Genomic DNA, 26,521 nt, shown 5'->3' with positions numbered 1-26,521 from the left:
TACGAAAGGTAAAACGCTATAATGAGTTGGCAGCGACTGTGGCTCCGACTACGATTTATCTTCATTTATTAATAATGATTTTCGATGAGAGCATTTACGTGCATAAATACTGCTAAGATACCTGAGATATTTAGAACAGTATTGATTGGCAAAAGCCGCTTAACGCTGTTATTTATAGGTAGCACAAACCCCAGTAGAGAGTAAAGCTAGCATGGCATACAAAAAACGTTTTGATACCAGTAGCGCCTATGGTCAGCTTATCATATTGGTGTTTTTGCCAATTTGTGTGTTAGCTGCCGTCGGTGGTATTTTGGTTTTTTATGAAACCATGCGGGCGAGCAATTCAGAACAAAGCGTATTGGCAGAAGCTGTTCTTATTCGCTATACGCCAGAAATTGCCGAGCTGATTCCTGAGCTGTTAGAACAAAAGCGTCAACAAGCGAACAGCGAAGCCAATGCTGATGAGACCTTGAAAACAGTGGTGACGACGCTTGAGGGTGTTCAAAGTAAATTGGGTCGCATGCAGTCTGAGCAATATGTCGAGCGCATCGCTATTATTAATGAGAACAATCAAATACTCATGGCGGTCGGCTATGGAGCAAATGAAGAATGGCCTTCGTTAGATCTAAAAGAAGACTTTGTATCGCAAAAACCGACGCCCATTGGTACCGCTTATGGCAGCATATTAGGCGAGTTTGAAGGGCAGAGGTTGTGGTTGTTAGTGGATATGGATAACGAGCCACTCTATATTGCGCGTTATCGTATTGCCATGGCATTGGTGATTACTGGGTTGTTCACTATTTTAATTCTACTATTAAGCTTGAATATTTATTCAAAGCGTTGGATCGCCCCAATCTATGAGCTACGTTTGCAGTTGCAACGTACGCATGTCGATAATTTGTACCAGCCGATTCCCGTTGAGTCAGATGGCGAGCTGAATTTATTGCAGCAAGATTTAGTCAAAACGTTGCGCCGCCTACATAGAAGTTTTCAAGAACTTAAGGATCATGCCGAACAAACTGAGGATGATTTGCGGCTTGCTTTTGATGAGATGGAAATGCAAAACATCTCTATTCGTAATGCACGTGATGCGGCCATCTCAACCAGCCAAGCCAAATCTGCGTTTTTGGCCAATATCAGCCATGAGCTACGCACGCCTTTGAACAGTATTGACGGTTTTATTAATTTGCTGGCACGTCATGGGGAATTGAATCCCGAACAAGACTTGTATGTGCAGACCATACGCAAGTCTTCGGCACATTTACTCGCTTTAGTAAACGATGTCTTGGATTTTTCTAAGATTGAAGCTGGTAAACTGGTACTTGATCGCCATGAATTTGATCTCTATGACACTATTTATGATGTGGTCGATATGCTCTCTCCTGTGTCTGCGGAGAAAGGCCTGCGTATGGCGGTGCTGTTCTACAACGACGTACCGATGCGTATCAATGGCGATGCCTTACGCCTCAAGCAAGTATTGACTAACATTGTAGGCAACGCGATTAAGTTTACTGATAGCGGCGATGTGGTCGTGCGTGTCAGCTTGGACGATCATCGAGACAATTATCTCATGATTAGTGTGCAAGATAGCGGTAAAGGGATTTCTTTAGCCGATCAAAAAATGCTGTTTCAAAGTTTTAGTCAAGGCGATCCCTCAATTACCCGTCAATATGGAGGCACAGGCTTGGGTTTGGTCATCTCCAAGCAGTTGACCCGTCTGATGGGCGGCGATATCGGTTTTCATGATAATGCTCAAGAAAACATTGCCAATCAGGGTGCAACGTTTTGGTTTCGCATGCCATCGCACGTTGACGTGTTAGAAGCCGCTACTGGTCAGACGATTGAGCTGCCAGTGTTGGCACCGCTTGCAAGTGATACCGATGAATTTAATGTGTTGGTATGGATTAATCATACTGCCTCTATACAAGTGCTCAAAGCCAGCTTGCAGTATCTGCCAGTTACATTGACTCAAGCCAACTCGTTACCAGGTGTGCTTGAGTCATTAAAAGAGCGCGGCAACTTTTGGGATTGGGTCATCGTTGATGATGACACTCAAGACGATATGATGGCGTTACTCAAGCAGATTCGTCTCCATTATCAGGGTAAGCTTGCGGTATTTGGCTATCAAGTTGCCGCCGACCAAGCACTATTAAACCGCTATCATGCCAATATATTGTATGAGCCATTAGACAAAAGACAGCTCTATGCCATGCTCGATACGCAAAATCGTAGCATACCCAAAAGTATGCAAGAACCACGTTGGAAGGGTGTGACGGTGCTGGCAGTAGATGACCATCTGCCCAATCTACTAGTACTTGATGCGCTACTTAGCGAGCTTGGTATTCAGGTCATGACCGCGAGTAGTGGTTTTGATGCCATAGAAATCATCAGCAAACAACAAACCAAAAACCAAAAACCTGCTAAAAATGACAAGCAGAGCCTATCAAATAAAACCCAACTCTCCAAAGCTGAAGCTCGTGATGAAGTCAGTAAAAAATCAAATAGCACGCTTTATTCGGAAGAGGCACATGTTGACGATAAAGGGGCTACTCAGGACAAAAACGACATTGATTTAATATTTATGGATATTCAGATGCCACGTATGTCAGGGCATGAGGCGGCGAGACAAATTCGCAATATTGAAAATGAGGATAGCCGTATTCCTATCATTGCTTTGACGGCTCATGGATTGGCTGATGAGCGTGATAAGTTGATCGCTAGTGGCATCAATGACTATGTTGGTAAACCCATCAGCCAACCTCAGTTATTACAGGTGCTGCAAAAATGGCTTGGACGTACGACAACCATGCCGCAGTTAACGGTATTGCCTGACGCCAGTCTACACGGGGCTGATGATTTGCAGAGTCGTCACTCACCATTGACAGATGTGCAACATGGCGACGCTGAAACGTATTCGACGTGGCCTTCAGACTCTACAATGATTGCGTATCCAATGATTAAAGGTAATGATAATAGCGGAGAAAGCGCACCTAATATGCTGAATCAGCAAAAAATCACTCGTCCTTTATCATTGAAAAAAATTCGGGATAACTATTTGCGTGACAGCCAGCCGCGTGAAGATTATAGACGAGAAACGCCGCGCGAAACCCAGTCACGCTATGAGAGTTTACGCTTGCAAAAACAGGGAGATACATCTTTATTTTCTTCCGCAAATGACAAAGTCGATCGCTCTTATGATGACAGAAACCCTCTAGATATTTTAGATTGGCAAGACGCGCTCACTCGCTCAGCGAACAAACCTGATTTGGCAGCCAAGCTTATCATCATGATGCTTGACACTATTAATGAGGAAAAACAGGCGTTAACTCAAGCGTGGGAAACACGAGATCGTCATATGCTGGCGCAAATCGCTCATCGCATATTGGGTGGCAGTCGTTATACGGGCGTGCCACAATTACGTCAGGCGAGTCAAGATTTAGAAGATAAGTGTTTGTTGAATATTCAGCACATTACGCCTGCACAGTTTGCCATGCTTGAGCCTTATTATAGAGCACTATTAACCGCATTAAATAACTTACAAATGCTAGATTTATCTGCTTATCCTCAGCTTAATTATCACCGCTTAAGTGAAAACGATATGACGTGGAAAATGATATAAGTTAAATGGTATAAAGATACTTACTCATAGGATAAGTATTTTAAATTTTATTTGCATCAATGGTTGGCAGCTATCTTAAAGAGCGTCTTGTTATCAAAGAGCGTACCGTAACAGTCAGTTATTGCTACGATAGCATAAGGGTAAGCCTGCTAATATTGCCATTATCAACATCATATTCTTTCATAAGGACTGTTATGAACGCGATTGCCACTTATCAGTATGAGACGCTGCAAGTTAGTATCACCGATAATATACTGACAGTTACTTTAAATCGCCCACACAAAAAAAATGCCATGAGCTTTCAAATGATCAACGAGTTGATTGCGGTAGCAAATCGTATTAGCGCAGATAAAACAATACGAGCCGTCATTTTAAATGGGGCAGAAGGAACGTTTTGTGCGGGTATCGACTTGGCTGACTTAAATCATCCAAAAAACCAAGTATTTGCGCTTTGGGAGCTTATAAAACCATGGCAAAGCTTATTCCAACGTGTATGTCTCATTTGGCGCGACCTGCCTGTTCCTGTCATTGCTGTATTAGAAGGTTATTGTATTGGGGCAGGGCTGCAATTGGCGTTGGCTTGCGATGTGCGTATCAGTCATTCTGATTGTAAATTGTCTATCATGGAAGCCAAGTGGGGCTTAGTACCGGACATGGGATTGACTCAATCTGCATTCGGGATTGTGCGGGCAGATATTCTAAAAGAGCTGGCGATGAGCGCGCGCGTCTTTGATGCTCATAAAGGCAAAGCGTTGGGTATTATCAGTCATTGTAGTGACACGCCTCTTGAACAAGCCCAAGCGCTTGCTGCTGAATTTGCAGAGCGCTCTCCTGATGCTGTGTTAGCAAGTAAGCGAATCATTAACGCCATGTACCAGCAGCCTAAGGCAACCTTATATAAAGAAAAAGTATGGCAGATTAAAATGATGCTCGGTCGCAACCGCAAGCTAGCACTTAGAAAAGCCAAACAAGTCAGCACTGTATTTGACAAGCGTCAGTTCCGTTAAAACTTTTTATTAAAAAGATTGATATAGTCGATACTGAATAAAATGTATATACGACACTATACTGCGTGACTGGGACAAATTTTTCTTGCTTGCTGTGCCTGCGTAGACAGAGGCGACAAAAAATTTATCCCAGCCCCGTTGTCTCTTTTTTATATTGACCTGCCTATACATCAGTCTGCTGGTTAGAGTGGTTTGTTTACGGTCATACCGCTATTGAAATATAAGTGGATAGCACGATATAACACTGTCCGCTTGCGCATATGTAGATAAAGATGCACTATTGTTTTTAAAAATATTTACCTGTTCTATGTATCCAACAAGCGCTTAAGTAATAAAGTAATCATCACTATATAAAATGGTCTAACTATGTCTGCCTCAAAACCCTCTCTTCCAAACAACTCTATCGCCTCCGAACGAGTACGCTCTGCTGATCTGCCTGTTGCATGGATTATGATGCTGGGGCTTATCGTAGCGGTAGGGCCATTATCCATCGATATGTATCTACCCGCCTTACCGTCAATGGCCGATGACTTTGGCGTATCTACAGCATTTATGGCCAATTCTGTGCCAGCATATTTTTTGGGCTTGGTATTCGGGCAGCTATTTTATGGTCCATTTAGTGACCGTGTTGGTCGTGTTAAACCTTTATATATAGGTATGACGTTGTATGTCATTGCTTCAATTGTGTGTGCGACGACTGACAATGAGTATGTGTTGTTCGTCGGGCGAACCATGCAAGCACTCGGCGCTTGCGTAGGAGCCGTGGTTACCCGTGCGGCGATTCGTGATCGCCTAACGGCCAAACAAACGGCTAAAGCCTTTTCTATTATGATTTTAGTAATGGGCTTAGCTCCAATATTAGCCCCATCACTTGGCGCAGTGTTTTTACAGTTTTCTAGTTGGCATTCTATCTTTTGGTTTTTGGCCGCCTTTGGTGCCCTGAATTTGTTGCTGACCAAGTTTTTCTTTTTTGAAACACTGACAGAAGAGAATCGCAACGTTCGCCCTGCTAAAGAAGTCTTGAGCCAATACTGGGATTTATTAAAAGATCCTACTTTTAGCTATCCAGCGATTGGCGGCGGTCTGTTGATGGGGGCAATGTTTGTTTATATTAGCTCAGCTTCTGAGTTGATTATGGACACTTATGGTGTATCAGCGACACATTTTGGTTGGCTTTTTGGAATGAATGCTGCGGGCTTCGTGGGTTTGACCCAATTGAATCAATGGCTCACTAATCGTTTTCGCATTTTAAGCATTCTGCGCTTTGGCGCGATGATGCAAGTTATTTCTGCGGGCGTGCTATTCGTGATAGGCCTCATTTTAGGGACTGATGCGTGGCTGCCGTTGGTATTGGCATGCATATTCTTTTGTATTGCAGGTTTGGGTTTGACTCAGCCCAACGCCTCTGCTATTGCGCTGGCTTTTCAAAAACGCCGTGCTGGTATGGCAAGTGCCCTACAAGGTTCGCTGATGTTTTCAGTGGGAATTTTTGGTGGCTTATTGTTAAACCTATTTCCAGTCAACCCCGTGCTTAAAATTGGTATTGCCATGTTTGCATTGATGAGCTTGGGTACTTTTTTAGTTTGGAAAATAGACCGCAATCTAAATCTTGATGATGCTGAATAGACCATAAATTCCCTATGTGATTTGACAGCTAGTTTCGTTGAACAACCAGCTACCTAAACGCAAAGTAAAAACTAAAAAAGCGACACAGTCTGTGTCGCTTTTTTGTCTTTTAATATTGCTATATTTTGCTTTTATCTGATGCAGTTAATCAATAAAATACTGGAGATTTCAATCGGTTATATGATAAAATACCGCACAGCTATTTTTATCATATAGATTTGGGTGTTTTGCTTAAATCTGACAATAGCCTTTTTTAAACCAACCAATGACACACACATCATGGCAAAAAATTGCTGGGTGTTTGGCGACTTGATTAATTTGCAAAAAGTTAGTGCGGTATTCATCAGCATTAACCGTTAGCAGATGCGTGTCGCTGAATAGGCAGTTTTTGTGATGTGGAGGCATAACCCAACCAATAGGATATATTCACATGGCTACAAAGAATCCAACCAAAATCGAAATGCGCGACTTATTACAAGCTGGCGCTCACTTTGGTCACCAAACACGTTTTTGGAATCCAAAAATGGGTCCATATATTTTTGGCGCCCGTAACAAGATTCACATCATTAACTTAGAGCACACAGTAAAAGCATTTAACGAAGCTTTGACCTACGTAAACGGCCTAGCTGCTAAGAAAAACAAAGTATTGTTCGTTGGTACTAAACGCGCTGCAAGTGGTATCATCCGTGAGCAAGCTGCTCGTGCTGGCATGCCTTACGTTGACCATCGCTGGTTAGGTGGTATGTTGACTAACTGGAAAACACTACGCCAGTCAATCAACCGTCTAAAAGAGCTTGAGAAGCAAGCAGAAGACGGTACTTTCGCTAAGCTAACTAAGCGTGAAGCGTTAGAACGTACTCGTGATATGGAAAAACTTGAGCGTTCATTGGGCGGCATCAAAGATATGGGCGGCTTACCTGACGCAATCTTTGTTGTAGACGTAGATCATGAAGCGATTGCTATCAAAGAAGCCAAAAACTTGGGTATTCCAGTTATCGGTATCGTTGATACAAACTCTAGCCCAGATAACGTTGATTACATCATTCCAGCTAACGATGATGCTATCCGTGCGGTGACTTTGTATGTAACTTCTATGGCTGATGCGATCATCGCTGGCAAAGAATACGCGCAAACTCAAGCTGGCGGCAAAGCGGAACCAGAACAAGCGCCTGCTGCTACTGAAGCACCAGCTGAAGCCCAAGCAGAAGAAGCGGCAACTCCAGCAGAATAAACAGCTGACCTAGATGGTTTAACTTTGTAAGGATATCTTGATAGTTACTCTATCGGTATCCATATAGAGTTATTAACAGCGTATAAGCTCACAATATGCATGATGTAGTTTTACTCGTCATGCCTTGTTGTTGATGGAGAGCTCATTAATAGGCGAGTATTATCGCTTATATTTGTACTGATTGTATTTTGGAATGATTATATTTTGTACTTGTTATACATAGTATTTTCTGTAAAAAGCAATAATCAGCGCTTCGTGACAACAAGAGCGGTATAGCACAAATAAATAGCAACAAGTATCAAATAAAAGTTTAGTACTCCCATACATAACAATACTGAGGTAACTCTTATGTCAGAAGTAAAAGTATCTGCAAAAATGGTAAAAGAATTGCGTGACCGTACTGGTCTTGGCATGATGGAATGTAAAAAAGCGTTGGAAGAATCAAACGGCGATGTCGAAACTGCCATTGATAACCTACGTAAGTCTGGTCAAGCAAAAGCTGCTAAAAAAGCTGGTAACATTGCAGCTGATGGCGCTATTATTATCGCTCAAGGCGACAACAAAGCATTCTTGTTAGAAGTTAACTGCCAAACTGACTTCGTTGCAAAAGATGGCAGCTTCACTGCATTTGCAGAAAAAGTAGCCAACCTTGCATTAGCAAACAACGTTACAGATGTCGCTACTATCTCTGAATTGCCTTATGGCGACGGTCAGACTGTTGAAGAAGCACGCGTATCTCTCGTACAAAAAATCGGTGAGAATATTCAGATTCGCCGCGTTGAGACGTTAGAAGGCGCTAACATTGCTTCATACCGTCACGGTCTGCGTATCGGTGTCGTGGTATCTTATGAAGGCGGCAACGCAGACACTGGCAAAAACCTTGCCATGCATATCGCTGCGTTCAACCCAGTTGCAGTAGATGACGAAGACGTTGCTGCTGATGTATTGGCACGCGAAAAAGATATCATCGAAGCCAAAGCAAAAGAATCTGGCAAGCCTGACAATATCGTTGAAAAAATGATCGAAGGTGGTCTACGTAAATACCTAGACGAAGTTACTTTACTACGCCAGCCGTACGTAATGGACAATGAGAAAAAAGTTGGTGACGTACTAAAATCTGAAGGCGTAAAAGTACTTGGTTTCAAACGTCTAGAAGTTGGCGAAGGCATCGAGAAGAAGCAAGAAGATTTTGCTGCTGAAGTTGCTGCTACTCAAGCCGCGAACAAGTAAATTATCATTTAGTATTCAAGGTTTGGCTATATCATTGACACGTTAAATGAGATAGCCGCCAAATATGAAAAAGCCCGTTAATACATTAACGGGCTTTTTTACGTTTAGACTTTAGTGCTGTATAGTCGATCCACTATAAAATAAATATAGTGCTAATGGGATAAGTTTTGCGTCGCCTCTGTCTACGCAGCAAGCATGGAAAATTTATCCCAGTAGCGCGTGATAACATTTGACTTTATTTAGGCTTAACGGCCACTTAGCGTAAAGCATCATAAGCTGAATTGGAGTAACTGGCACCATTGATATTGCTGCTAGTCCCGAAGCTTACATTTTGTAGGCCATTGTTGGTATTGGTGCTACTGGTCTGATTATTGGCATTCATACTAGCGCCAGATAGTCCTGCATCATTCTTATACAGGCTGTTATAGCGGCTCATCACTCTTTGGACATAGTTACGTGTTTCTTTAAAAGGCGGAATGCCACCATATTTGTCGACATTACCTTCACCAGCGTTGTAGCCTGCAACCGCATGTTCAACGTTGTTATTAAAGCGGCGTAGTAGCCAAGCGATATATTTGGCTGAACCTTCAATATTATCAGCAGGATTCCAAGGATTACTGACCTTAAAGCGGCGAGCAGTTGCAGGCATTAGCTGCATAAGACCTTGCGCTCCTACAGGCGAGCGCGCATTCGGGTTAAACGCTGACTCGGTGTGCATCATCGCCTTCACAAGTGCTGGATCGATGCCATTTCGCTCGGCAGAGGCCCGAATATAACTGTCATAAGCGTTACGACTGCCACTATTGCTGGCAGCACTGCTACCGTAATCAGTGCTATTACTATTGCCATCGTACATTTTAGAGTCTTTGTAGTAAGTCACTTTTACTTTTTTAGTAAATTTATCAAAATTACCACTTGGATTGACGTTGGTCAGCAGCACCTGTCCACCTTTATCTTTATAGATATACATATTGCCTGCTTGAGCAGCAATAGAGAAGCTGGATAGGGCAATGGTACTAAGTAAAACAGGAGACATGCAGCGATTAATTAAGGTCGCAATGTTTATCATAGGGTCATCACTTTTTATAGAATAATAGCAAATTGCTTTGCTTATAGGCGTGTCGTTTTGCGCATTTAAGCGGTCATCGTGTTCGTAGGATTTTACAGCTATAAGGAATATAACGACCTAGCAAAAACCACGTCTAGCTAAAAACCACTTGCGATAGATACAAAAAATAATAATGGCTTACTATAACATATAATAACTTTTCAACGTATTTGATTGTCAAAATAAGACCTAAATATCACGATTATTTTCAAATAATCGTAAATAAATCAATAGAGTACTGTTTTTAGGGTGGCTGGTTGAGTAAGCAGGCTCTAAGATAATAATAAGCAGTGAATACAGTGACATTAAATTATTTAACCACCAATGGCCCTAATAAAAATAGGAACCCAGACCGCGGTGACTAAGCCATTTACTGCCAGTCCAAATGCAGCGTAACGTCCAGCGGTATGACTAATTTGCCACGCCTCTATAGTGCCAAAAGCATGGGCGGCCAATCCAAGCGCTAGGCCTTTAGCGCGATCATCATCAATACCGCGAAATAAAAAACGCGCTAATGTGCCGCCCATTAGGCCTGACACAATAATAATTAAGTTTGCCATTGCCAACGGTGCTTTAATCAAATCTGCCACACTCAATCCAATGGGCGTCGTCACTGAACGAGTCGCAAAGGCCAGTATCGTGTCATGACTTAATGAAAATAGATACGCCAGTGACATCGGTAATAATGCGCCAACGACACTTGCAAGGATAACGATTAGAGTGAGTTTTTTGACAGGTAGCCCTTTAAAGCTCATCGCTGCCAATGGTACTGCTAATAGTACGGTGACATATCCTAATAGATGATCAAATACAGGCTTAGCAGCACGGTAATAATGATCATAATCCCATTGCAGAATGAACAAAAAAACAAGAACTAACGCAAGGGCGGTGATCACTGTCGGTAACCATGAGAGCTTGCGTGCCAACACACGAGCAATGACATGAGCTGCCAAGGTCAATAATATCGCCGCAAGGGTCGCCATAAATACACTATCAAAAATCATGACATCTCTCCGCAGCTCATCGCTGTCCCTTCTGCTCATCAACGGTCGTGTTATCAATACTTGCTTTATTATTTAGCCAGTGCTGGGCAAGTATGGCCAGCCCCCAAAGCGGGATAAACGTACTGATAATCATCGTTAGCATCACGCCCCATAGCTCATCACCTAAGGCAAATAGCAATAAGCCTGCACCAGCAGAAACGGGTAAGAAAGCAAAGCCGCTATCAACCAATAAGGTATTACTGGCTTGCGTCAGCCAATTAGGTAACCCTTTGAGCAGTCGCCAAGTCATCAGGATAAAGAACATAGCGACCAGTCCAACGATGTTCGCAGCTTTTTCTATACCTGCCCACTGACAGATTACAACGGCAGACTCACGGACAAATATGACCATCGCTAAAGTCAAGATTAATGCTAGCCACAAGGGCAGATGGGCGGAGTGAGTAGATTTCATAAGAAATTCTGGCCAAGTCAGAGATAAATAAGATAATAGCAAGATTCGTCGAATGTATCACAGGCGATTATATAGGGAGTAGGCAAACTAATAAAGTTTATAGAAGAATCAGGTCTTTCGTGATTTAAAAAAATACATCGATACCTTGATGAGCAGGTACTAGATATTACTGGAATTAATTTTTCTCGCTTGCTGTGTCGTTGCTGACAGAGGCTTAAAAAATTGATATCAGTAGCACCGTCGCGTTTTTAGGGTATTTTGACTATAGAGCTGTTGAATTGTTTTGATTATAAAAAATAATAAGATATATCACATAAAAAAGGATGATATCGATTGATACCATCCTTTTATCGCTCACAACTAATAACCATGAGGTTGTTTTAAGAAGTAAGCAGTTCTAAGAAGCGGGTTGCTTAAATCTGTGGATTAGGCACTTGATCTTCTTTTAGGGCTGATTTCTCTGAATTTTCTGCTACCGAGTTTAGCGCATCAAACTCATCAAAAGCTTTCTCTTCCGCTTCGGTCAGTGTCAGATCTTCATCCTCATCCGATTTTTCAAACTCTTCAAGTACTGGCATCAGCAATGTCGCTTGGGCCAATGGCAATACATCTAAAGGGTTTAAGTTGGCTTGACCAAGCAGCTGTCTTAGCCGCTCACTTGGCAAACGAATGGTCAAACACTCATGACCATTATCATCATAACTTTCTTCTAAGATGACACCCAATTCATATAATGTGCTTTTAAATTGACCCGCATTATAAGGCAAAGTGACATCAAATGTGGTCAATTTACCAGTCAGCAGCTGCTGTACCGCAAGTGACAGCGCTTCCATGCCTAAATTTTCTCGAGAAGATACATAAACACGATTAGGCTGACCTTCGCTAGCATAACCAATATGTGCAGGCTCGTCGGTCAAATCAATCTTATTATAGACATTGAGCACAGGCACATCATTATCGATTTCAGCCAGTACGGCTTTAACCGCTTCGATTTGCTCGTGCATGTCTTCACTTGACGAGTCGATGACGTGTAGAAGCAAATCTGCCTCTAGAGTCTCCTCTAATGTCGCGTGAAAAGATTCGACCAATTCATGCGGTAGATGACGAACAAAACCCACGGTATCGACTAATACGACTCGGCCCACACCTTGCCAGTCTAAACGGCGTAAAGTAGGATCGAGCGTCGCAAAGAGCTTGTCGGCAGCATAAATGTTTTCATCAACCAAACGATTGAACAGAGTGGACTTACCCGCATTGGTATAACCGACGAGCGAGATGGTTGGTACGTCAGATTTTTGTCTGCGCGCGCGACCTTGGGCACGGGTTTGACGTACTTTTTCCAGCTTGCTTTTAAGCTGATTTACTCGTGTTTGCAATAAGCGACGATCTGTTTCTAGCTGGGTTTCACCAGGTCCACGCAAGCCAATACCACCTTTTTGACGCTCCAAATGCGTCCAACCACGTACCAAACGGGTCGAGAGATGATTCAGCTGTGCCAGCTCCACCTGAAGCTTACCTTCATAGGTACGAGCTCGCTGGGCAAAAATATCTAAAATCAAGCCAGTGCGATCAAGCACACGGCATTTGACCAACGCTTCGATATTACGCTCTTGTGAGGGCGACAAGCTATGGTTAAAAAGGACGATGTCAGCATCATGTTCGCGTACCAATTCTGCTATTTCTTCGGCTTTACCACTACCGACAAAATATCTGGCATCTGGTCTTTGACGTGAACCTGTAACGAGCGCCAAACGATCTGCGCCTGCTGAATCAGCCAGCAGCTCAAATTCGCCTAAATCGTCAGGATCTTGAATCTGGCGGATGTCTAAATGTACTATAATGGCGCGTTCGCCACCTTCGTGTCTTTCAAAATAATCCAAAGAGTATCACCTATTCAATAAAGTAAATATATCGCTATTATCAATTCAGTAAGTCAGCTCAGTAAGCTTTGATATAACGTTCATATGACCATCTATATAAGGCCTGATTGCTTGATATTAAAGCGTATCAGCATAATTAGTGATGATTTTATGTTACAGCATTGGTTATTAAATGTTCTATTGTCAAATGCCTCATTATCATCGTCTATATTTTGATAATAAAAAGGTAAAAGTAATTGAGAAATAATGCTTTCATTACTCTAACAAAAGCTGTCTATAATTCAGTGCACAAATCGTCACTGACGCACTGAATTTTGCTATACTCATGGCGCTTGTTCAAAATATATAATCATAAGTTTTTAACCACGAGGGACACAGATGAGCCAATCTAAGTCAGGCTTTTCACTCAAACGGCAATTTGGCCGCGGCAAACAAATCGCTGGCATGACGACGACTATCGCCGGAGGACTACGCGCCGCCCAACGTATCGGAGCATTTAGACAGCCACCACGCGAAACGCTGCCACGATATATTCAAACCTTTTGCCGAAAGATGGCAGGATCGTTTGGTGTAAAGGTCGTTGCAATCGAGCGGGTAGAGCAACATCATGGTTTATGGGTATCCAATCATGTGTCATGGATGGATATTCCTGTGGTAGGTACGCTAAGCCCTGCTTTCTTTTTATCCAAAGCTGAAATCGGTGAATGGCCGATATTTGGTAAATTGGCTCAGGCTGCCGGTACGGTATTTATTGAGCGTGGCTCCGGTGATACAGGCTCGGTCGCAGCACAAATAGCCAGTTTTTTAACCGAGGGATTCTCGGTGATCTTTTTTCCAGAAGCGACCACGACGGATGGCAAAAAAATTAAGCGTATACATGGCACACTGCTACAAGCAGCCATAGATGCGGATGTCCCTGTTCGACCGCTTGTTATTGCTTATGTCAATAAAGATGGCACTTTGAGCGAAGCATTACCCTATTACGGTAAGCTTACGATGAAAGACAGCATAAAAAAGGTGCTGGATAGTAAAGACGTCACCGCTTATGTATTACCGCTTGAGCCGATAGATCCCAAAGGCATGAATAAAAGTGAGCTGACCAATTTATTACAAGCACGCATGCAAGAAGGTCTAGCCGAGCTGCATTCTAGAGTTTTAACAAAAATCCCTAAAGCGTGAAATTAAATAGAGTTTTCTTTATTTAAGTCAGAAACAAGCACCAATAAAAAAGGCGCAAATCGCAGTGATAATACTAGCGATTTGCGCCTTTTTCTTTTCATGATAAATACTTCGGTAGCAATTCATGAGCCATTAATTCATAAACGACTAATTCATACCAAACTAAGGCGATGGATTGGGCTGCTGTGCATGCACCGCTTCAATGGCTTCTAATACGTCTGAGCTTAACGTCAGGTTAACACTGTCGATATTGGATTGTAATTGCTCAGTCGTGGTCGCTCCAATGATATTGCTGGTCACAAATGAGCGTGAATTGACAAAGGCCAATGACATTTGTGCCATGTCCAAGCCTGCATCAGATGCGATTTTAGCGTACTGAACCGTGGCTGATTTTGCTTGTTCATTGACATAACGCGCAAACCGATCATACATAGTGAGACGAGCGCCTTCGGGACGTTTACCATCGAGATATTTACCAGACAGTACGCCAAAGCCAAGCGGCGAATAAGCAAGCAGACCAACATTTTCACGATGCGCAATCTCTGCCATATTGACTTCGTATAAGCGGTTGAGCAAGCTATAGGGGTTTTGTACGGTAATGGGGGCAATCAAGCCATTTTTATCCGCTTCCCAAAGATAGCGCATCAGGCCCCAAGCCGTGTCATTCGACAGGCCATAAGCACGAATACGACCTTTTTTGATTTCATCATTTAACGCTTGAATGGTCTCCAAAAATGGCGTTAAATCATCCAGTGATTGTGCTGCCATCTCTTCGGTATAACCGCGCTGACCAAAAAAGTTCGCTTGGCGTTCAGGCCAATGTAGCTGATAAATATCAATATAATCGGTCTGCAAACGCTCAAGATTGCTATCGATAGCACTGCTGATGTGTTCAGCTGTAAAACGCGTCTGACCATCCCGTAAAAAATCCATCGGCGATATTTTGCTGGCAAGGATCACCTTGTCGCGCTGCTTGGTCTTATTGAACCAAGTGCCCATAAAGCGTTCTGTATCGCCTTGCTTGTCTTTGTCAGGCGGTGAAGGGTACATCTCAGCCGTATCCCAAAAATTAACGCCTTCGCTCAGCGCCAAATCCATTTGCTCGTGTGCTTGAGATTCAGTATTTTGCTGTCCCCATGTCATAGTACCGAGACAGATTTTAGAGACTTTTTCATCGAGTTGTGGCAGCGTTTCGTATTGCATGTAAGTATCCTTTTTGAGTTCGTTTTTATAGTTGATCGTGCATTTAACTGATTATATTAACTGGATACCAGTCACGCCAGGTGGCGTAACTTTGAATACCTTTACTTTAAACAGTACTGATTGCCCAGCAAGGGGGTGATTAAAATCCACTTCGATTTCGTCATCATCGATCGCACTAATGGTACCGGGCAAGGTGTTCTTGCCTTTATCCTCAAATTCAACCATCATGCCTATTTCGGGGTTATCAGCGATAAGCGCAAATTGGGGACGGCTGAAATGTTGAATATTGTCAGGATTCCAATCACCAAATGCCTGTTCTGGCTCAAGATGCGCAGAGCGTGTATCGCCCGCTCGTAAGTTCATTAGCACTTGCTCAAAGCCCGGCAACAAACTCTCGTCGCCGATGGTCAATGTCACCGGAGCGTCACGGCTGAAGGTTGAATCAATCATCGTACCGTTTTCTAGTGAGACTTCAAAATGCAGCTTAACAAGACTGCCAAAAGTGATGCGTGTGTCTTCATTGGGATTGATAAATTGAGATTCGGTCATAGTCAAAAGCCATTTATTGCGTAGATAAGGTTAAGTCAAAAAACAATGTATGAAATGATAAGCCATATGGAAAAGGTTGTAAGCGTAAATAGTGTAACGCAAATAGTGTACTATATTTGGTGAAAAGTAATATCGATACACCACACACTGCTCATATCAATTTCCTTGCTTGCTGTGCCTGCGCAGACAGAGGCTACAAAAATTGATATCAGTATCGCTGTAGTGCTTTGGAAATATTTTAACTATATATTTTGCGAGTCTAAAAAAGAGTAGGATTGTGATGGCAAACAAGCAACAAGGCCACATTAAAAAGTGGCAAGACGATAAAGGCTTTGGTTTTATCGAAACAGAAAATGGTGATTCGTTATTTTTTCATATCAATGAATTTAAAGCACGCCGTCGCCCTGATATTGGGGAGAAAGTCGTTTTTACAATTGCGCGAGACAATCAAGGGCGGATGCAGGCAAAAGATGTGCAAGAGCTAAGCTTTGTGCAACAAAAAATGGCACAAAAAAATCAGCAAATCCGTCAGCGTAACGCCAAACGTAGTCATCAAGCGGACTTTGAAGCGGGACAAAAAAAACGTTTGTTTCTTGGCGTTGGATTTTACGGCGTTTTAATCTTACTGGCGGCAACCAATAAACTGAGCTGGCTAGTCGTTGCTTGGTATGCGGCGCTAGGAATTATAACCTACGGAATGTATGCCAAAGACAAAGCGGCTGCACAAAGTGGTGATTGGCGAACGCCTGAATCAACGCTGCATCTATTGAGCGCGCTTGGCGGCTGGGTGGGGGCAATGGTCGCACAAACGTATCTACGTCATAAGTCGCAAAAGCCGGAGTTTCGAGTGGCGTATTATTTGACCGTCGTGATTAACATGGCAGGATTATTATTCCTATTGGCAGGTGGTGGTTTAGATTCTTTGGCCAATTTATTATAAGGGCTGCTATAGTCGGTGAAAAGTTAAGTCGATACATCAATAGTCAGATACTGCTGGTATAAATTTTTCTCGCTTGCTGTGCCGTTGCAGACAGAGGCTTCGAAAAATTCATTCCAGCACTACTGTAGCGCTCATTTATTGTTTTTTGACTATATAAATAAAAACTAAGATGCGAATATGGGTAACATACTCAATGATTAAGAATAGTAAAAAGGTGGATTACGAATACGTAACCCACCTTTTTATTTATAAATTGAACGGATTTATCTAGCTACACGCAATTATGACCGTGGCATTTCACGCTTTTTTTCTAAAAATAGCATATCAATGACAATCAACACCACGCCAATACTGATGCCCATATCGGCAATATTAAAGATCGGATAATCCCAAACATTGGCATAATGCACATGAATAAAATCAATCACATGACCATGCAATAAACGATCAATTAAATTACCAACCGCACCGCCAAGTACCAACGCCAGTCCGAAAGAGAGCAACGTGGCTTTGCGAGGGGCTTTAATCAGATACACGATCAAAAACAGCGACATCACGAGCGCCAAACCTGAGAAGAACCACTTTTGCCAACCGCCTGCATCTGCCAAAAAGCTAAAGGCAGCGCCATAGTTATAAGCGAGCGTCCAATTAAGGAAAGGCTCAATGACAGGCACTGGCTCATGAAAGGTGAGCTTAGTTTCAGCCAACCACTTCGTCCACTGATCGATAATAATCACGACTAGGGACAACAAATACCACATAAAGGCACGACGACCATTGGCGATCATTTTTGGCGTCTTAATTAAACGACTTCTAGGTGTCGTCGAGCTGCCCGTGGTTGCATGAGCAGGCTTAGGCGTATTATCGGCGTCAACGGACAGTTGATTATTTTCCGATGTATCTATTGAGTTAGGCTCTTTTGAATTAGGCATAGTGGCGCACCTCGCCATCGCCGCTGACATTGGTGACGCAGCGGGCGCATAATTCAGGGTGCGCACTGTCTGTACCGATGTCATCACGGATGTGCCAACAGCGCACGCATTTGGTGCCAGTCGCGGCACTAACATCGACCACTAAGTCTACAGGTGTTTCTGTATCGCTGTCAGTTTGGCCTTCTAGAGTAACCTTGTCAGCAGGGGCATCGCTCATTGGCTTCAGTGTTGCTTTGCTAGTAATGAGAACGAAACGAAGCTCTTCGCCCAGCTTGGCTAAACTATCTTGCATCGCGCCATCAGCATATAGGTTCACATCGGCAGATAAGTTGGCATTGATGATTTTTTCACCACGCGCCGTTTCGATGTGTTTGTTGACCATGTCTTTAGCCAGCATGATACGCTGCCAGTCCTCATTACTAATGTCGCTTAGCTCGAATTCTGGGAACGTGTACCATTCTTCAGTGAACACATAGTCCGCTTTATTTTCATTGTTACCATGCAATACTTCCCATGCTTCTTGCGCGGTGAATGACAAAATCGGCGTAATCCAGCGAATCAAAGCATTGGCGATGTGATAAATAGCCGTTTGTGCTGATCTACGCGGCTGACCATCAGTCTGCGTAGTGTATTGACGGTCTTTGATAATATCTAGATAGAAGCTACCCAAATCTTGCGAACAAAACGCCGTCACATGTTGAGTGACTTGGTGAAAGTCCATTGCATCGTAGGCACTAATGATTTGTGCTTGTACCGTTTGCGCCCGCTCAATGATGAACTTATCAAGACTGACCAATTCATTGATATCAATACTGTTGATCGCTGGATCAAAGTCATCGGTGTTGGCAAGTAAGAAGCGTAGCGTATTACGGATGCGGCGATACATGTCGATCGCACCTTTAAACGATGCTTTACCGGCGCTCATCTCATAACGATAATCGCTAGACGCAATCCACAGACGTAGCATATCAGCGCCTGTTTTATTGATCTCTTCTTGTGGGGTGATGATATTGCCCAGTGATTTACTCATCTTACGGCCGTTTTCATCAACGACAAAACCGTGCGTCAATACTTGCTTAAACGGTGGGCGCTCGTACATGGCTTCAGACGTTAGTAATGACGTCTGGAACCAGCCACGATGTTGATCTGAGCCTTCTAAGTAGATATCCGCAGGATTGACCAGCTCATCACGCTGTTCAAGCACAGTAAAATGGGTCGTACCTGAGTCAAACCATACGTCTAAGGTGTCCGTTGCTTTGTCATAATCAGCAGCTTCCGCGCCTAAGAAGTTTTCACAGCTGGCATCAAACCAAGCTTCAACGCCGCCTGCATTGATTTTTTGTGCAGCGACTTCCATCAGCTCAAGCGTGTTTGGATGTAGCTCGCCCGTTTCTTTATGCGTAAAGAAAGCGATCGGCACGCCCCATGTACGCTGGCGTGAAATACACCAGTCAGGACGACCATTCATCATCGCTTCAATGCGGTTTTGTCCCCATGCTGGCGTCCAATTGACTCTAGGGATATCGGCAAGCGCGCGCTCACGTAAACCTTTGGCTTCCATACTGATAAACCACTGCGGGGTTGCGCGGAAAATAATCGGCGACTTATGACGCCAGCAATGCGGATAGCTGTGCTCGATCTTTGTGTGGCTGATTAAATGACCATTGTCATGCAAGGCTGCGATGATTTTTGGATTGGCTTTATAGATATGTTCGCCCGCAAATACCGCTGCGCTCTCTAAATAAACACCCGTGCCACTCACTGGATTTTCAACAGGCAAATCATATTTAAGACCAACGATATAATCGTCTAAACCGTGACCGGGTGCAGTATGTACTAGACCAGTACCGCTGTCAGTAGTCACGTGATCGCCTAAGATAAGCGGCACTTGACGGTCTACAATCAATGGATGCTGGGCGCGCAGACCTTCAAGCTCGCGTCCTGATACGGTAGCAAGGACGCCCTTACTTTCTAATTTAAATTCAGCTAATGCCGTTTCAACCAAATCAGTCGCCAACAGCAAATTGCCTTTTTCGGTGGCGACCACGCTATAGTCATGCTCAGGATGTACGGCGATTGCTTGGTTAGCAGGTAAAGTCCAAGGCGTCGTCGTCCAAATGACAGCTGCAATGTTGCCATCTAGCTCAGCTAAGGCCGCTACTTTTTCGGTATCAAGCACATCAAAACTGACATAGATCGCATCAGACACTTTATCTTGATATTCGACTTCAGCTTCTGCCAAGGCAGAGCTACAGTCCAAGCACCAGTTCACGGGCTTCATACCGCGGGTCACATGACCGTTGTCATGAATTTTGGCAAGCGCACGTACGATGTTGGCTTCTTGATGAAAGTTCATGGTCAGATAAGGGTTGTCCCAATCACCAAACACGCCCAGACGTTTGAAGTCTGCTTTTTGCAACTCAATTTGCGTGCTCGCATATTCGCGGCAGAGACCACGAAATTCGGTCGCAGAGACTTTTTGACCCACTTTACCGACTTTGGCTTCGACCTTTTGTTCGATAGGCAGACCGTGACAGTCCCAACCGGGAACATAAGGCGCATCGAAACCTGATAGCGTTTTTGACTTTACAATAATGTCTTTTAGTACTTTATTAACCGCATGGCCTAAGTGAATCTGACCATTAGCATAAGGAGGGCCGTCGTGCAAAATGTACTTGGTCGCACCAGCACGCGCCTTGCGAATTTTGCCATACACGTCATCGGCTTCCCAAGCAGCCAACCAATCAGGCTCACGTTTGGCAAGGTTTGCACGCATTGCAAATGGCGTATCGGCAAGGTTTAGTGTGTCTTTGTAGTCTTGGTTCGGTGTATCAGTACTTTTATCAGTCATAAAGGTGTCTTTTTAAAATGAAGGGTAGAAGTTGCATTTGAAATGGATGATTAATGTTAAATATAATATGGGGTCAAATGTTTGATAATCGATGGTCGCTTCTTGTTTATAAGAGGTTGCTTATAAGCCAGTGGTAAGGTCAGTCACTTATAAGTATATTCATGTCCATAATAAATGGTAACGAGATGATTGCAACCTAAAATACAGTTATCAGAATAATTAGAATAGCATCGATGATAACGGCAGCTATTATATGATAAAAAGGGTGGGGGAAAAAGAGCTGACCAGCGTCGTGCTGACTTTAACCCAAACCAATTATCTATCTCAAGAATACATTAGCCATTAAATCATAAGTATAGTCAGTTCAATATAAAAAAGAGACAACGGCGCTGGGATATTGTCATGTATCCATTTTATTCAGTATCGACTATATGGCACGGTTACGTGTTTATTTGCTAAATACTAAAAAACGGACGATAGCCATAATCGCAATTTCAATGACCAAAGTGGCTGAATACCTGTCAAACCTTGTGCCATCTCACCATCTTTTAAAATGACATATGACGGTGTGACTTGTCCCTGCCAATCGGCAAAAATGCGACCTTCTTGGTCATTTACCGTCGTAAAGTTATAATTATTTTTATTAAGGTAACTTTGTAACTCTTGGTTGGAGCCTGATTTAATAGCAATAGTGACGACAGGGTAGTTATTTGCTATGGCAAGTTTGTTTATGGTCGGAGAGGTCACACTACAGATTGGACACCACGTACCCCAAAAATACACGAGCGTCGGTTGCTCACCACTCAGTGCCGCCAAATCAACGGTCTGCCCTTGATACTCAGTTAATTGCAGCTGCGGATTGGCTGGCATGACGGGTTGTCGCCACCAATTAATCGCCGTATAAATGACCAAAAATATCAGACCATATAACAGTACCGTTTTTAACACAGACCACATCTTTTGCTTCGGTGTCTTTTTAAGCCTGTCTTTTTCCTTTGGAATATCAGTCGTCATAGCGGTTGCTTTTTGTGCTCTAGTCAGTCCTAAATAAAAGAAGTAAAAATACGTACAGTGATACTGGAATAAATTTTTCTGGCTTGCTGTGCCGTTGCTGCCAGAGGCTGCGCAAAATTTATTCCAGTATCACTGTACGTATTTTATAATGGCTCGATTGTAGATAAAAATAAACGGCTGAATGGTCAGCCGTATTATCAAGTTATTTTGTTATTGGGTGCTTATCTTAATCAATTAAGGTTTTTGTGCACGGTTTTGCAACGGATCACCGATTAGCACGCTACCTGAGTTTTCACGGCGTTCTTCATCAGTTAACTTGCTCGCTGAAATTTTGGCTTTTCGTTTCCATTTTAAACTGAACAAATCATCACGGCGATCAAGTAAGTTATGTACCGAGCCTTCATTTCGAACGTGAGTGAGCTTGTCTAAATTCACATCTGAGAAAAAGACCATCTCAGTGTTGGGCGTTGTTTCTGCCATAATCGCGTCATGCGGAAATGCAAAATCTGAGGGTGAGAAAATAGTCGACTGCGCGTACTGAATATCTAAGCTCTCAACTTGTGGTAAGTTGCCCACTGACCCGCAAATCATCACATAGCATTCGTTTTCAATCGCCCGTGCTTGAGCACAATGGCGTACACGCAAATAACCATTCTTGGTGTCTGTCCAAAAAGGCACAAACAAAATATCCATATCTTCAAGCGCTAATAAACGCGCAAGCTCAGGAAACTCGACATCATAGCAGACCAAAATCCCGATCCGACCAGCATCAGTGTCAAACACTTTGACTTCATCACCACCTTCAATGACCCAAGCACTGCGCTCATGCGGCGTGATATGGATTTTGCGTTGCTCTTCAACCGTACCATCGCGGCGACAGAGATAGCTGACATTGTATAAGGTATCGTCTTCATCCAATAATGGCATAGAGCCCACGATGACATTGACGTTGTAGCTGACGGCCAAATGTGAGACTTCCGTTTTGAACCACTCGGTATAACCGGCCAAGAAGCGAATGGCGATATTTTGATCGGTTGATTCGCAAAGACCCATCAATGGCGCATTAAAGAACTCTGGTAAACAGGCAAAGTCTGAGTTGTAATCGGCCATGATATCGACAAAGAACTCAACTTGTTGCAATAGCTCTTCAGGTGATTCAACTTCACGCATTTGCCACTGAATACCACCAATACGTACTTCAGATTTGCGCGTATTAGGCTTGTAGTCTTTTGGCTCATAATAAATGTTTGCCCACTCAAGCAAAGTCGCAAAGCCTTTAGACTGTTTGTCATCTGGCAGATAAGCGGTCAAAATGCGCTTCACGATAAAGCCGTTAGAGAGCTGAAAGGACAAAGCAGAGTCGTGAATTTCGCGACTTTCAACAGCATCAATGTACTCGCCTGGCGTCAATTCTTTGTGGTTATAATAATTGGGAATGCGTCCACCGGCCAAAATTGCTCGGAAGTTCAACTGTCGGCACAGCTCTTTGCGTGCATCATAAAGCCGACGACCAAGGCGATAACCGCGATACTCAGGATCAATCAACGCATCCAAGCCATAAATCGCATCACCATCAGGATTGTCTCTGATGATTTCTTTTTGTCCGATCAAATCGTCATACGTATGCGGGTTTGAAAACTTTGCGTAATCAACGCGCATGGACAGCACAATTCCGATTAGTTGGTCATGGTCAAACATAGCAATCTGACCTTCAGGGAAGGCATCAATCAAGGTATGAATGGTCGTCTTTGACCAAGCGCCGCCTAAGTTTACATAAACGCGATCCATCAATTCTTTTAGTTGAGGATAATCTTTTTTCTTAATCTCAGCGATTGTAAGATGAAGGTCATCTAATTTTTCTATTTTACTCATAATATTCCTGTTTTGGCTCTTTACTGGTTTCAATGATATCAAATGTGAATATGTTGCAAGATTCGGGTCGGCAAATATTTGTGTAACAAAGTTAATAAAATTATTTCAATGATAGAGTATTACCGTTACAATGATTTATCATTGCATTACAATAGGTTACGACGACACTGTGTTTGATTTTTCTATCAACTTTAGTATACAAGAGGTGCGATAAACACTTATTAAAGTGAGATGAACCCAATACTAACGAGCTATTTCAGGCTAGCTGCATGAATCATTTCTCATATTAATCTACTATCATTTCTATGTCCCATTCATTAATACTTTGCATTCTTAGCAAGGTCGTTTTGCTCGATATCATAACAACTTACCCAATCAATGACAGTCTAACGTAGTAACTATTTGATAGGTTTTTGTGAGTCAAGATTGTTTATTTGGGTATCGTTTTACTTTATGGACTTTGTTCAGCCGTCCATCAATGGATTTTTAGGATGGTTTTATTATACCCTTTAGGATTATTGTATTATGCCCTTAAATTATACCAATAAAATCAGTGCGTTTGATGAAATAGAAGATTCAACACTGGTTCAGTTGGTCTATGTCAGCACTTTGACACTTGGCTCACGTTTGAATACCTCTATATTTGATGAAGTAGAAAATCATGCGCGCAACTACAATCAACAACATGGCATCACAGGTACCTTATGTTATGGCAACGGTCATTTTTTGCAATGCATTGAAGGTGAAAAAGCGCACGTATTTGAGTTACAGCAACGCATTTTTGCAGATAGCCGTCACAAGAATATTGAAGTATTATTGTTGCAGACCATAGACAACCGCAGCTTTGCCGATTGGCGTATGCGTTTGCTATTTTTGGAGCGTTGGCTATGGTCACCAGCGAGCAAAAAGCAAGCCGCGCAGCTCTCTGCTTATTTGCCGTTTTTTCCACATGATTGGTCGCCTGAACATACAGCGCATTTTTTGCAAATCATCAAAACCTTTGAACACCCACCACATATTCAGGCAGCAGGTATTACTTATAACGCGATGGGCAACATGTTTCGTCATATTGTGGCACCGCATCAAGCTTTTTTAATCGTTCAAGGCTTTTTGAGTATCTTACTAATCGTGGGACTGATATTACTGTATTATTGGTAAGCAAAATAAACCAACCTTAAAATTTTTATAAGGTATATCTTCTATAATATTCAATTCTATAACATTAAAAAAAGACGCTAGCCCTATAGGTTTAGCGTCTTTTTAATGTCAATCTAATGATAATATTATCCACTACATATCAAAAATCTTACCACGGTTCATAATATTATTAGGATCAAAGACTTTCTTAATGTCTCGCAGATAATCAATTTCAGTCTCGCTACGGCTATAGTGTAAGTAGGGCTTCTTCGTCATGCCCACACCATGTTCAGCAGATACTGAACCGCCATATTTTTGTACCGTCTCAAACACCTGCTTATTGACAAGTTTACACTCGGCAAAAAAGTCATCTTTGCTCATGTTTTCAGGCTTTAAGATATTTAAGTGCAAATTACCATCGCCGATATGACCAAACCAGCAGACTTCAAAGTCAGGATAGTTACTGCTGACAATGTGGTCAATCTCTTCGATAAAATCAGGCACATAGCTTATGAGCACCGAGACGTCGTTTTTGTAAGGCGTGAATACTGAGATGGTCTCTGATATATATTCGCGCAATTTCCACAGCTCTGCCGCTTGCGCCAAGCTTTGGCTCATAACGCCGTCAACGATCCAGCCTTGCTCCATACAATCCTCAAATATGGCCATGGCTTTGTCCATGATGGGCTCGTATGGTGCTTCAAACTCTAGCAAGGTATAAAACTTGGTGCGAGACTCAAATGGTTCTTGTACTTGACCATGTGCCATGAGTTTATCAATCGCGATATCATCAAAGAATTCAAAGGCGGTCAAATCAATTTTCGCTTGGAAGGCCGATAAGACATTCATGACATCGTTAAAGCTGTCCATGCCAAGCACCATGACATTTAAGTCTTGTGGCTGACGTTCCAGCTTGATTTGTGCGTGAGTGACAAAACCTAACGTGCCTTCACTACCGATGAACAATTGACGCAAGTCGTAACCGGTGGCGTTTTTGACCATACCGCGATTGAGATGCAAGATGTCGCCACGACCGGTGACAACGGTCAGTCCCATGATCCATTGGCGGGTCATGCCATAACGAATGACTTTGATGCCACCTGCATTGGTGCCGATATTGCCGCCCATTTGGCTAGAGCCTGCTGAGGCAAAGTCAACGGGATAGTAGAGGTCTTTTGATTCGGCGAACTGTTGTAGTTGTTCAGTGATGACGCCGGCTTCAATTTCAACCATGCGATCAGCAGGATAAAACTGGCCGATATGGTTCATTTTATCGAGGCTAACGACGATTTCACCATTGGCGGCGACTGCGCCTGCAGACAGACCAGTACGACCACCACTGGGGGTTAGGACGATGTTGTGCTGATTGGCAAGGAGGACAATTGCTTGCACTTGTTCGGTGGTCTTTGGAAAGACGATGGCGGATGCTGCTGGAGCGAAATGCTTGGTCCAGTCTTTACCCCAATGTTCTAAACTCTCAGCATCGGTTTTGATTTGGGTGGGGTCAAATTGATGGGCATCAATTAAAGTAGTTAATATCGCTTGGACAGCAGTGGTATTGGTTTCAGAGGTGCTTTGGCTAGATAAAGAAGTCATGGTCAAATCTCAGTATGAACGTAAGCGCTATGCATAAAGGGGATTATTATATCGCTAAATTGATATAACTAAGGGCATATAAATATGTTTAT

General features: G+C 43.0%; 20 protein-coding genes. 8 read left to right on the top strand and 12 right to left on the bottom strand.

The features are described 5' to 3' along the window. Positions 1-211 precede the first annotated feature (211 nt). The 3 genes from JMX48_RS01885 (at position 212) to JMX48_RS01875 (ending at position 6,252) form a co-directional block, all read left to right on the top strand. A complete protein-coding gene (locus JMX48_RS01885) occupies positions 212-3,619 on the top strand; it encodes an ATP-binding protein (RefSeq protein WP_201533661.1) in 3,408 nt (1,135 codons plus the stop codon). A gap of 194 nt (positions 3,620-3,813) precedes the next feature. Then, on the top strand, positions 3,814-4,626 hold the full coding sequence (locus tag JMX48_RS01880) for a crotonase/enoyl-CoA hydratase family protein (protein WP_201533659.1): 813 nt from the start codon (positions 3,814-3,816) through the stop codon (positions 4,624-4,626). A gap of 366 nt (positions 4,627-4,992) precedes the next feature. Continuing rightward, positions 4,993-6,252: a multidrug effflux MFS transporter gene (locus tag JMX48_RS01875; protein WP_201533658.1), complete on the top strand. Its 1,260-nt coding sequence runs from the start codon at positions 4,993-4,995 to the stop codon at positions 6,250-6,252. A gap of 231 nt (positions 6,253-6,483) precedes the next feature. Here the strand turns inward: JMX48_RS01875 and JMX48_RS01870 are convergent, their stop codons facing one another. Further along, positions 6,484-6,657: a hypothetical protein gene (locus tag JMX48_RS01870; protein WP_201533657.1), complete on the bottom strand. Its 174-nt coding sequence runs from the start codon at positions 6,655-6,657 to the stop codon at positions 6,484-6,486. 25 nt (positions 6,658-6,682) lie between these two features. Here JMX48_RS01870 and rpsB point away from each other — a divergent pair, with 25 nt between their 5' ends. Further along, on the top strand, positions 6,683-7,483 hold the full coding sequence (rpsB, locus tag JMX48_RS01865; protein WP_201533656.1) for a 30S ribosomal protein S2: 801 nt from the start codon (positions 6,683-6,685) through the stop codon (positions 7,481-7,483). A 348-nt stretch (positions 7,484-7,831) separates the two neighbouring features. Next, positions 7,832-8,713 carry a translation elongation factor Ts gene (gene tsf / locus JMX48_RS01860; protein WP_201533655.1) on the top strand — a complete coding sequence of 294 codons (882 nt, stop codon included), beginning with the start codon at positions 7,832-7,834 and terminating at the stop codon, positions 8,711-8,713. A 256-nt stretch (positions 8,714-8,969) separates the two neighbouring features. Here tsf and JMX48_RS01855 read toward each other — a convergent pair whose 3' ends face one another. From JMX48_RS01855 to hflX, 4 genes are all read right to left on the bottom strand, one after another. Beyond that, positions 8,970-9,782 carry a lytic transglycosylase domain-containing protein gene (locus tag JMX48_RS01855; RefSeq protein WP_201533654.1) on the bottom strand — a complete coding sequence of 271 codons (813 nt, stop codon included), beginning with the start codon at positions 9,780-9,782 and terminating at the stop codon, positions 8,970-8,972. 353 nt (positions 9,783-10,135) lie between these two features. Further along, entirely contained in the window at positions 10,136-10,825 is a 690-nt protein-coding gene (locus JMX48_RS01850; RefSeq protein ID WP_201533652.1) for an LrgB family protein, read from the bottom strand. Positions 10,826-10,841: 16 nt separating this feature from the next. Next, positions 10,842-11,276 (bottom strand): CidA/LrgA family protein, encoded by a 435-nt coding sequence (locus JMX48_RS01845; protein WP_201533649.1) that lies wholly within the window; start codon positions 11,274-11,276, stop codon positions 10,842-10,844. A 413-nt stretch (positions 11,277-11,689) separates the two neighbouring features. After that, entirely contained in the window at positions 11,690-13,156 is a 1,467-nt protein-coding gene (gene hflX, locus JMX48_RS01840; RefSeq protein WP_201533646.1) for a ribosome rescue GTPase HflX, read from the bottom strand. 378 nt (positions 13,157-13,534) lie between these two features. Here hflX and JMX48_RS01835 point away from each other — a divergent pair, with 378 nt between their 5' ends. Continuing rightward, positions 13,535-14,335, top strand: a complete 801-nt coding sequence (locus tag JMX48_RS01835) for a lysophospholipid acyltransferase family protein (RefSeq protein WP_201533643.1) — start codon at positions 13,535-13,537, stop codon at positions 14,333-14,335. Between the two features lie 162 nt (positions 14,336-14,497). On the opposite strand, the gene JMX48_RS01830 is transcribed toward JMX48_RS01835, so the two are convergent. Together JMX48_RS01830 and JMX48_RS01825 are read right to left on the bottom strand one after the other, a co-directional pair. Next, positions 14,498-15,538: an aldo/keto reductase gene (locus JMX48_RS01830; protein WP_201533640.1), complete on the bottom strand. Its 1,041-nt coding sequence runs from the start codon at positions 15,536-15,538 to the stop codon at positions 14,498-14,500. Between the two features lie 51 nt (positions 15,539-15,589). Then, positions 15,590-16,087 (bottom strand): FKBP-type peptidyl-prolyl cis-trans isomerase, encoded by a 498-nt coding sequence (locus tag JMX48_RS01825; RefSeq protein WP_201533637.1) that lies wholly within the window; start codon positions 16,085-16,087, stop codon positions 15,590-15,592. A gap of 280 nt (positions 16,088-16,367) precedes the next feature. On the opposite strand from JMX48_RS01825, the gene JMX48_RS01820 reads away from it, so the two are divergent. Beyond that, entirely contained in the window at positions 16,368-17,027 is a 660-nt protein-coding gene (locus tag JMX48_RS01820) for a DUF1294 domain-containing protein (RefSeq protein ID WP_201533634.1), read from the top strand. Between the two features lie 281 nt (positions 17,028-17,308). On the opposite strand, the gene lspA is transcribed toward JMX48_RS01820, so the two are convergent. The 4 genes from lspA to JMX48_RS01800 form a co-directional block, all read right to left on the bottom strand. Continuing rightward, complete coding sequence (gene lspA, locus JMX48_RS01815; RefSeq protein WP_201533631.1) at positions 17,309-17,959, bottom strand: signal peptidase II; 651 nt, start codon at positions 17,957-17,959, stop codon at positions 17,309-17,311. Next, on the bottom strand, positions 17,952-20,810 hold the full coding sequence (gene ileS, locus JMX48_RS01810; RefSeq protein ID WP_201533628.1) for an isoleucine--tRNA ligase: 2,859 nt from the start codon (positions 20,808-20,810) through the stop codon (positions 17,952-17,954). Before ileS ends, lspA begins: the two co-directional genes overlap by 8 nt. Before the next feature lie 462 nt (positions 20,811-21,272). After that, positions 21,273-21,824: a protein disulfide oxidoreductase gene (locus JMX48_RS01805; protein WP_201533625.1), complete on the bottom strand. Its 552-nt coding sequence runs from the start codon at positions 21,822-21,824 to the stop codon at positions 21,273-21,275. A gap of 234 nt (positions 21,825-22,058) precedes the next feature. Further along, positions 22,059-23,696 carry a carbon-nitrogen hydrolase family protein gene (locus JMX48_RS01800; protein WP_201533623.1) on the bottom strand — a complete coding sequence of 546 codons (1,638 nt, stop codon included), beginning with the start codon at positions 23,694-23,696 and terminating at the stop codon, positions 22,059-22,061. 525 nt (positions 23,697-24,221) lie between these two features. Between JMX48_RS01800 and JMX48_RS01795 the strand changes: the two genes are divergently transcribed. Next, positions 24,222-24,854, top strand: coding sequence for a BLUF domain-containing protein (locus JMX48_RS01795; RefSeq protein WP_201533621.1), 633 nt, complete (start codon positions 24,222-24,224; stop codon positions 24,852-24,854). 132 nt (positions 24,855-24,986) lie between these two features. Here JMX48_RS01795 and JMX48_RS01790 read toward each other — a convergent pair whose 3' ends face one another. Continuing rightward, positions 24,987-26,429: an FAD-binding oxidoreductase gene (locus JMX48_RS01790; protein ID WP_201533619.1), complete on the bottom strand. Its 1,443-nt coding sequence runs from the start codon at positions 26,427-26,429 to the stop codon at positions 24,987-24,989. Positions 26,430-26,521: the final 92 nt, after the last annotated feature.

Source organism: Psychrobacter immobilis, from assembly GCF_904846225.1.
Classification (GTDB): domain Bacteria; phylum Pseudomonadota; class Gammaproteobacteria; order Pseudomonadales; family Moraxellaceae; genus Psychrobacter; species Psychrobacter immobilis_F.
The sequence above is the reverse complement of the archived record's forward strand: the minus strand, read 5'-3'. Positions and strand labels throughout refer to the sequence as shown.

Excerpts from the sequence above, each read along its gene's own strand:
- JMX48_RS01885 (WP_201533661.1), top strand. The coding sequence starts at position 212 with ATGGCATACAAAAAACGTTTTGATACCAGTAGCGCCTATGGTCAGCTT.
- JMX48_RS01880 (WP_201533659.1), top strand. The coding sequence starts at position 3,814 with ATGAACGCGATTGCCACTTATCAGTATGAGACGCTGCAAGTTAGTATC.
- JMX48_RS01875 (WP_201533658.1), top strand. The coding sequence starts at position 4,993 with ATGTCTGCCTCAAAACCCTCTCTTCCAAACAACTCTATCGCCTCCGAA.
- JMX48_RS01870 (WP_201533657.1), bottom strand. The coding sequence starts at position 6,657 with ATGCCTCCACATCACAAAAACTGCCTATTCAGCGACACGCATCTGCTA.
- rpsB (WP_201533656.1), top strand. The coding sequence starts at position 6,683 with ATGGCTACAAAGAATCCAACCAAAATCGAAATGCGCGACTTATTACAA.
- tsf (WP_201533655.1), top strand. The coding sequence starts at position 7,832 with ATGTCAGAAGTAAAAGTATCTGCAAAAATGGTAAAAGAATTGCGTGAC.
- JMX48_RS01855 (WP_201533654.1), bottom strand. The coding sequence starts at position 9,782 with ATGATAAACATTGCGACCTTAATTAATCGCTGCATGTCTCCTGTTTTA.
- JMX48_RS01850 (WP_201533652.1), bottom strand. The coding sequence starts at position 10,825 with ATGATTTTTGATAGTGTATTTATGGCGACCCTTGCGGCGATATTATTG.
- JMX48_RS01845 (WP_201533649.1), bottom strand. The coding sequence starts at position 11,276 with ATGAAATCTACTCACTCCGCCCATCTGCCCTTGTGGCTAGCATTAATC.
- JMX48_RS01835 (WP_201533643.1), top strand. The coding sequence starts at position 13,535 with ATGAGCCAATCTAAGTCAGGCTTTTCACTCAAACGGCAATTTGGCCGC.
- JMX48_RS01830 (WP_201533640.1), bottom strand. The coding sequence starts at position 15,538 with ATGCAATACGAAACGCTGCCACAACTCGATGAAAAAGTCTCTAAAATC.
- JMX48_RS01825 (WP_201533637.1), bottom strand. The coding sequence starts at position 16,087 with ATGACCGAATCTCAATTTATCAATCCCAATGAAGACACACGCATCACT.
- JMX48_RS01820 (WP_201533634.1), top strand. The coding sequence starts at position 16,368 with ATGGCAAACAAGCAACAAGGCCACATTAAAAAGTGGCAAGACGATAAA.
- lspA (WP_201533631.1), bottom strand. The coding sequence starts at position 17,959 with ATGCCTAATTCAAAAGAGCCTAACTCAATAGATACATCGGAAAATAAT.
- ileS (WP_201533628.1), bottom strand. The coding sequence starts at position 20,810 with ATGACTGATAAAAGTACTGATACACCGAACCAAGACTACAAAGACACA.
- JMX48_RS01805 (WP_201533625.1), bottom strand. The coding sequence starts at position 21,824 with ATGACGACTGATATTCCAAAGGAAAAAGACAGGCTTAAAAAGACACCG.
- JMX48_RS01800 (WP_201533623.1), bottom strand. The coding sequence starts at position 23,696 with ATGAGTAAAATAGAAAAATTAGATGACCTTCATCTTACAATCGCTGAG.
- JMX48_RS01795 (WP_201533621.1), top strand. The coding sequence starts at position 24,222 with ATGCCCTTAAATTATACCAATAAAATCAGTGCGTTTGATGAAATAGAA.
- JMX48_RS01790 (WP_201533619.1), bottom strand. The coding sequence starts at position 26,429 with ATGACTTCTTTATCTAGCCAAAGCACCTCTGAAACCAATACCACTGCT.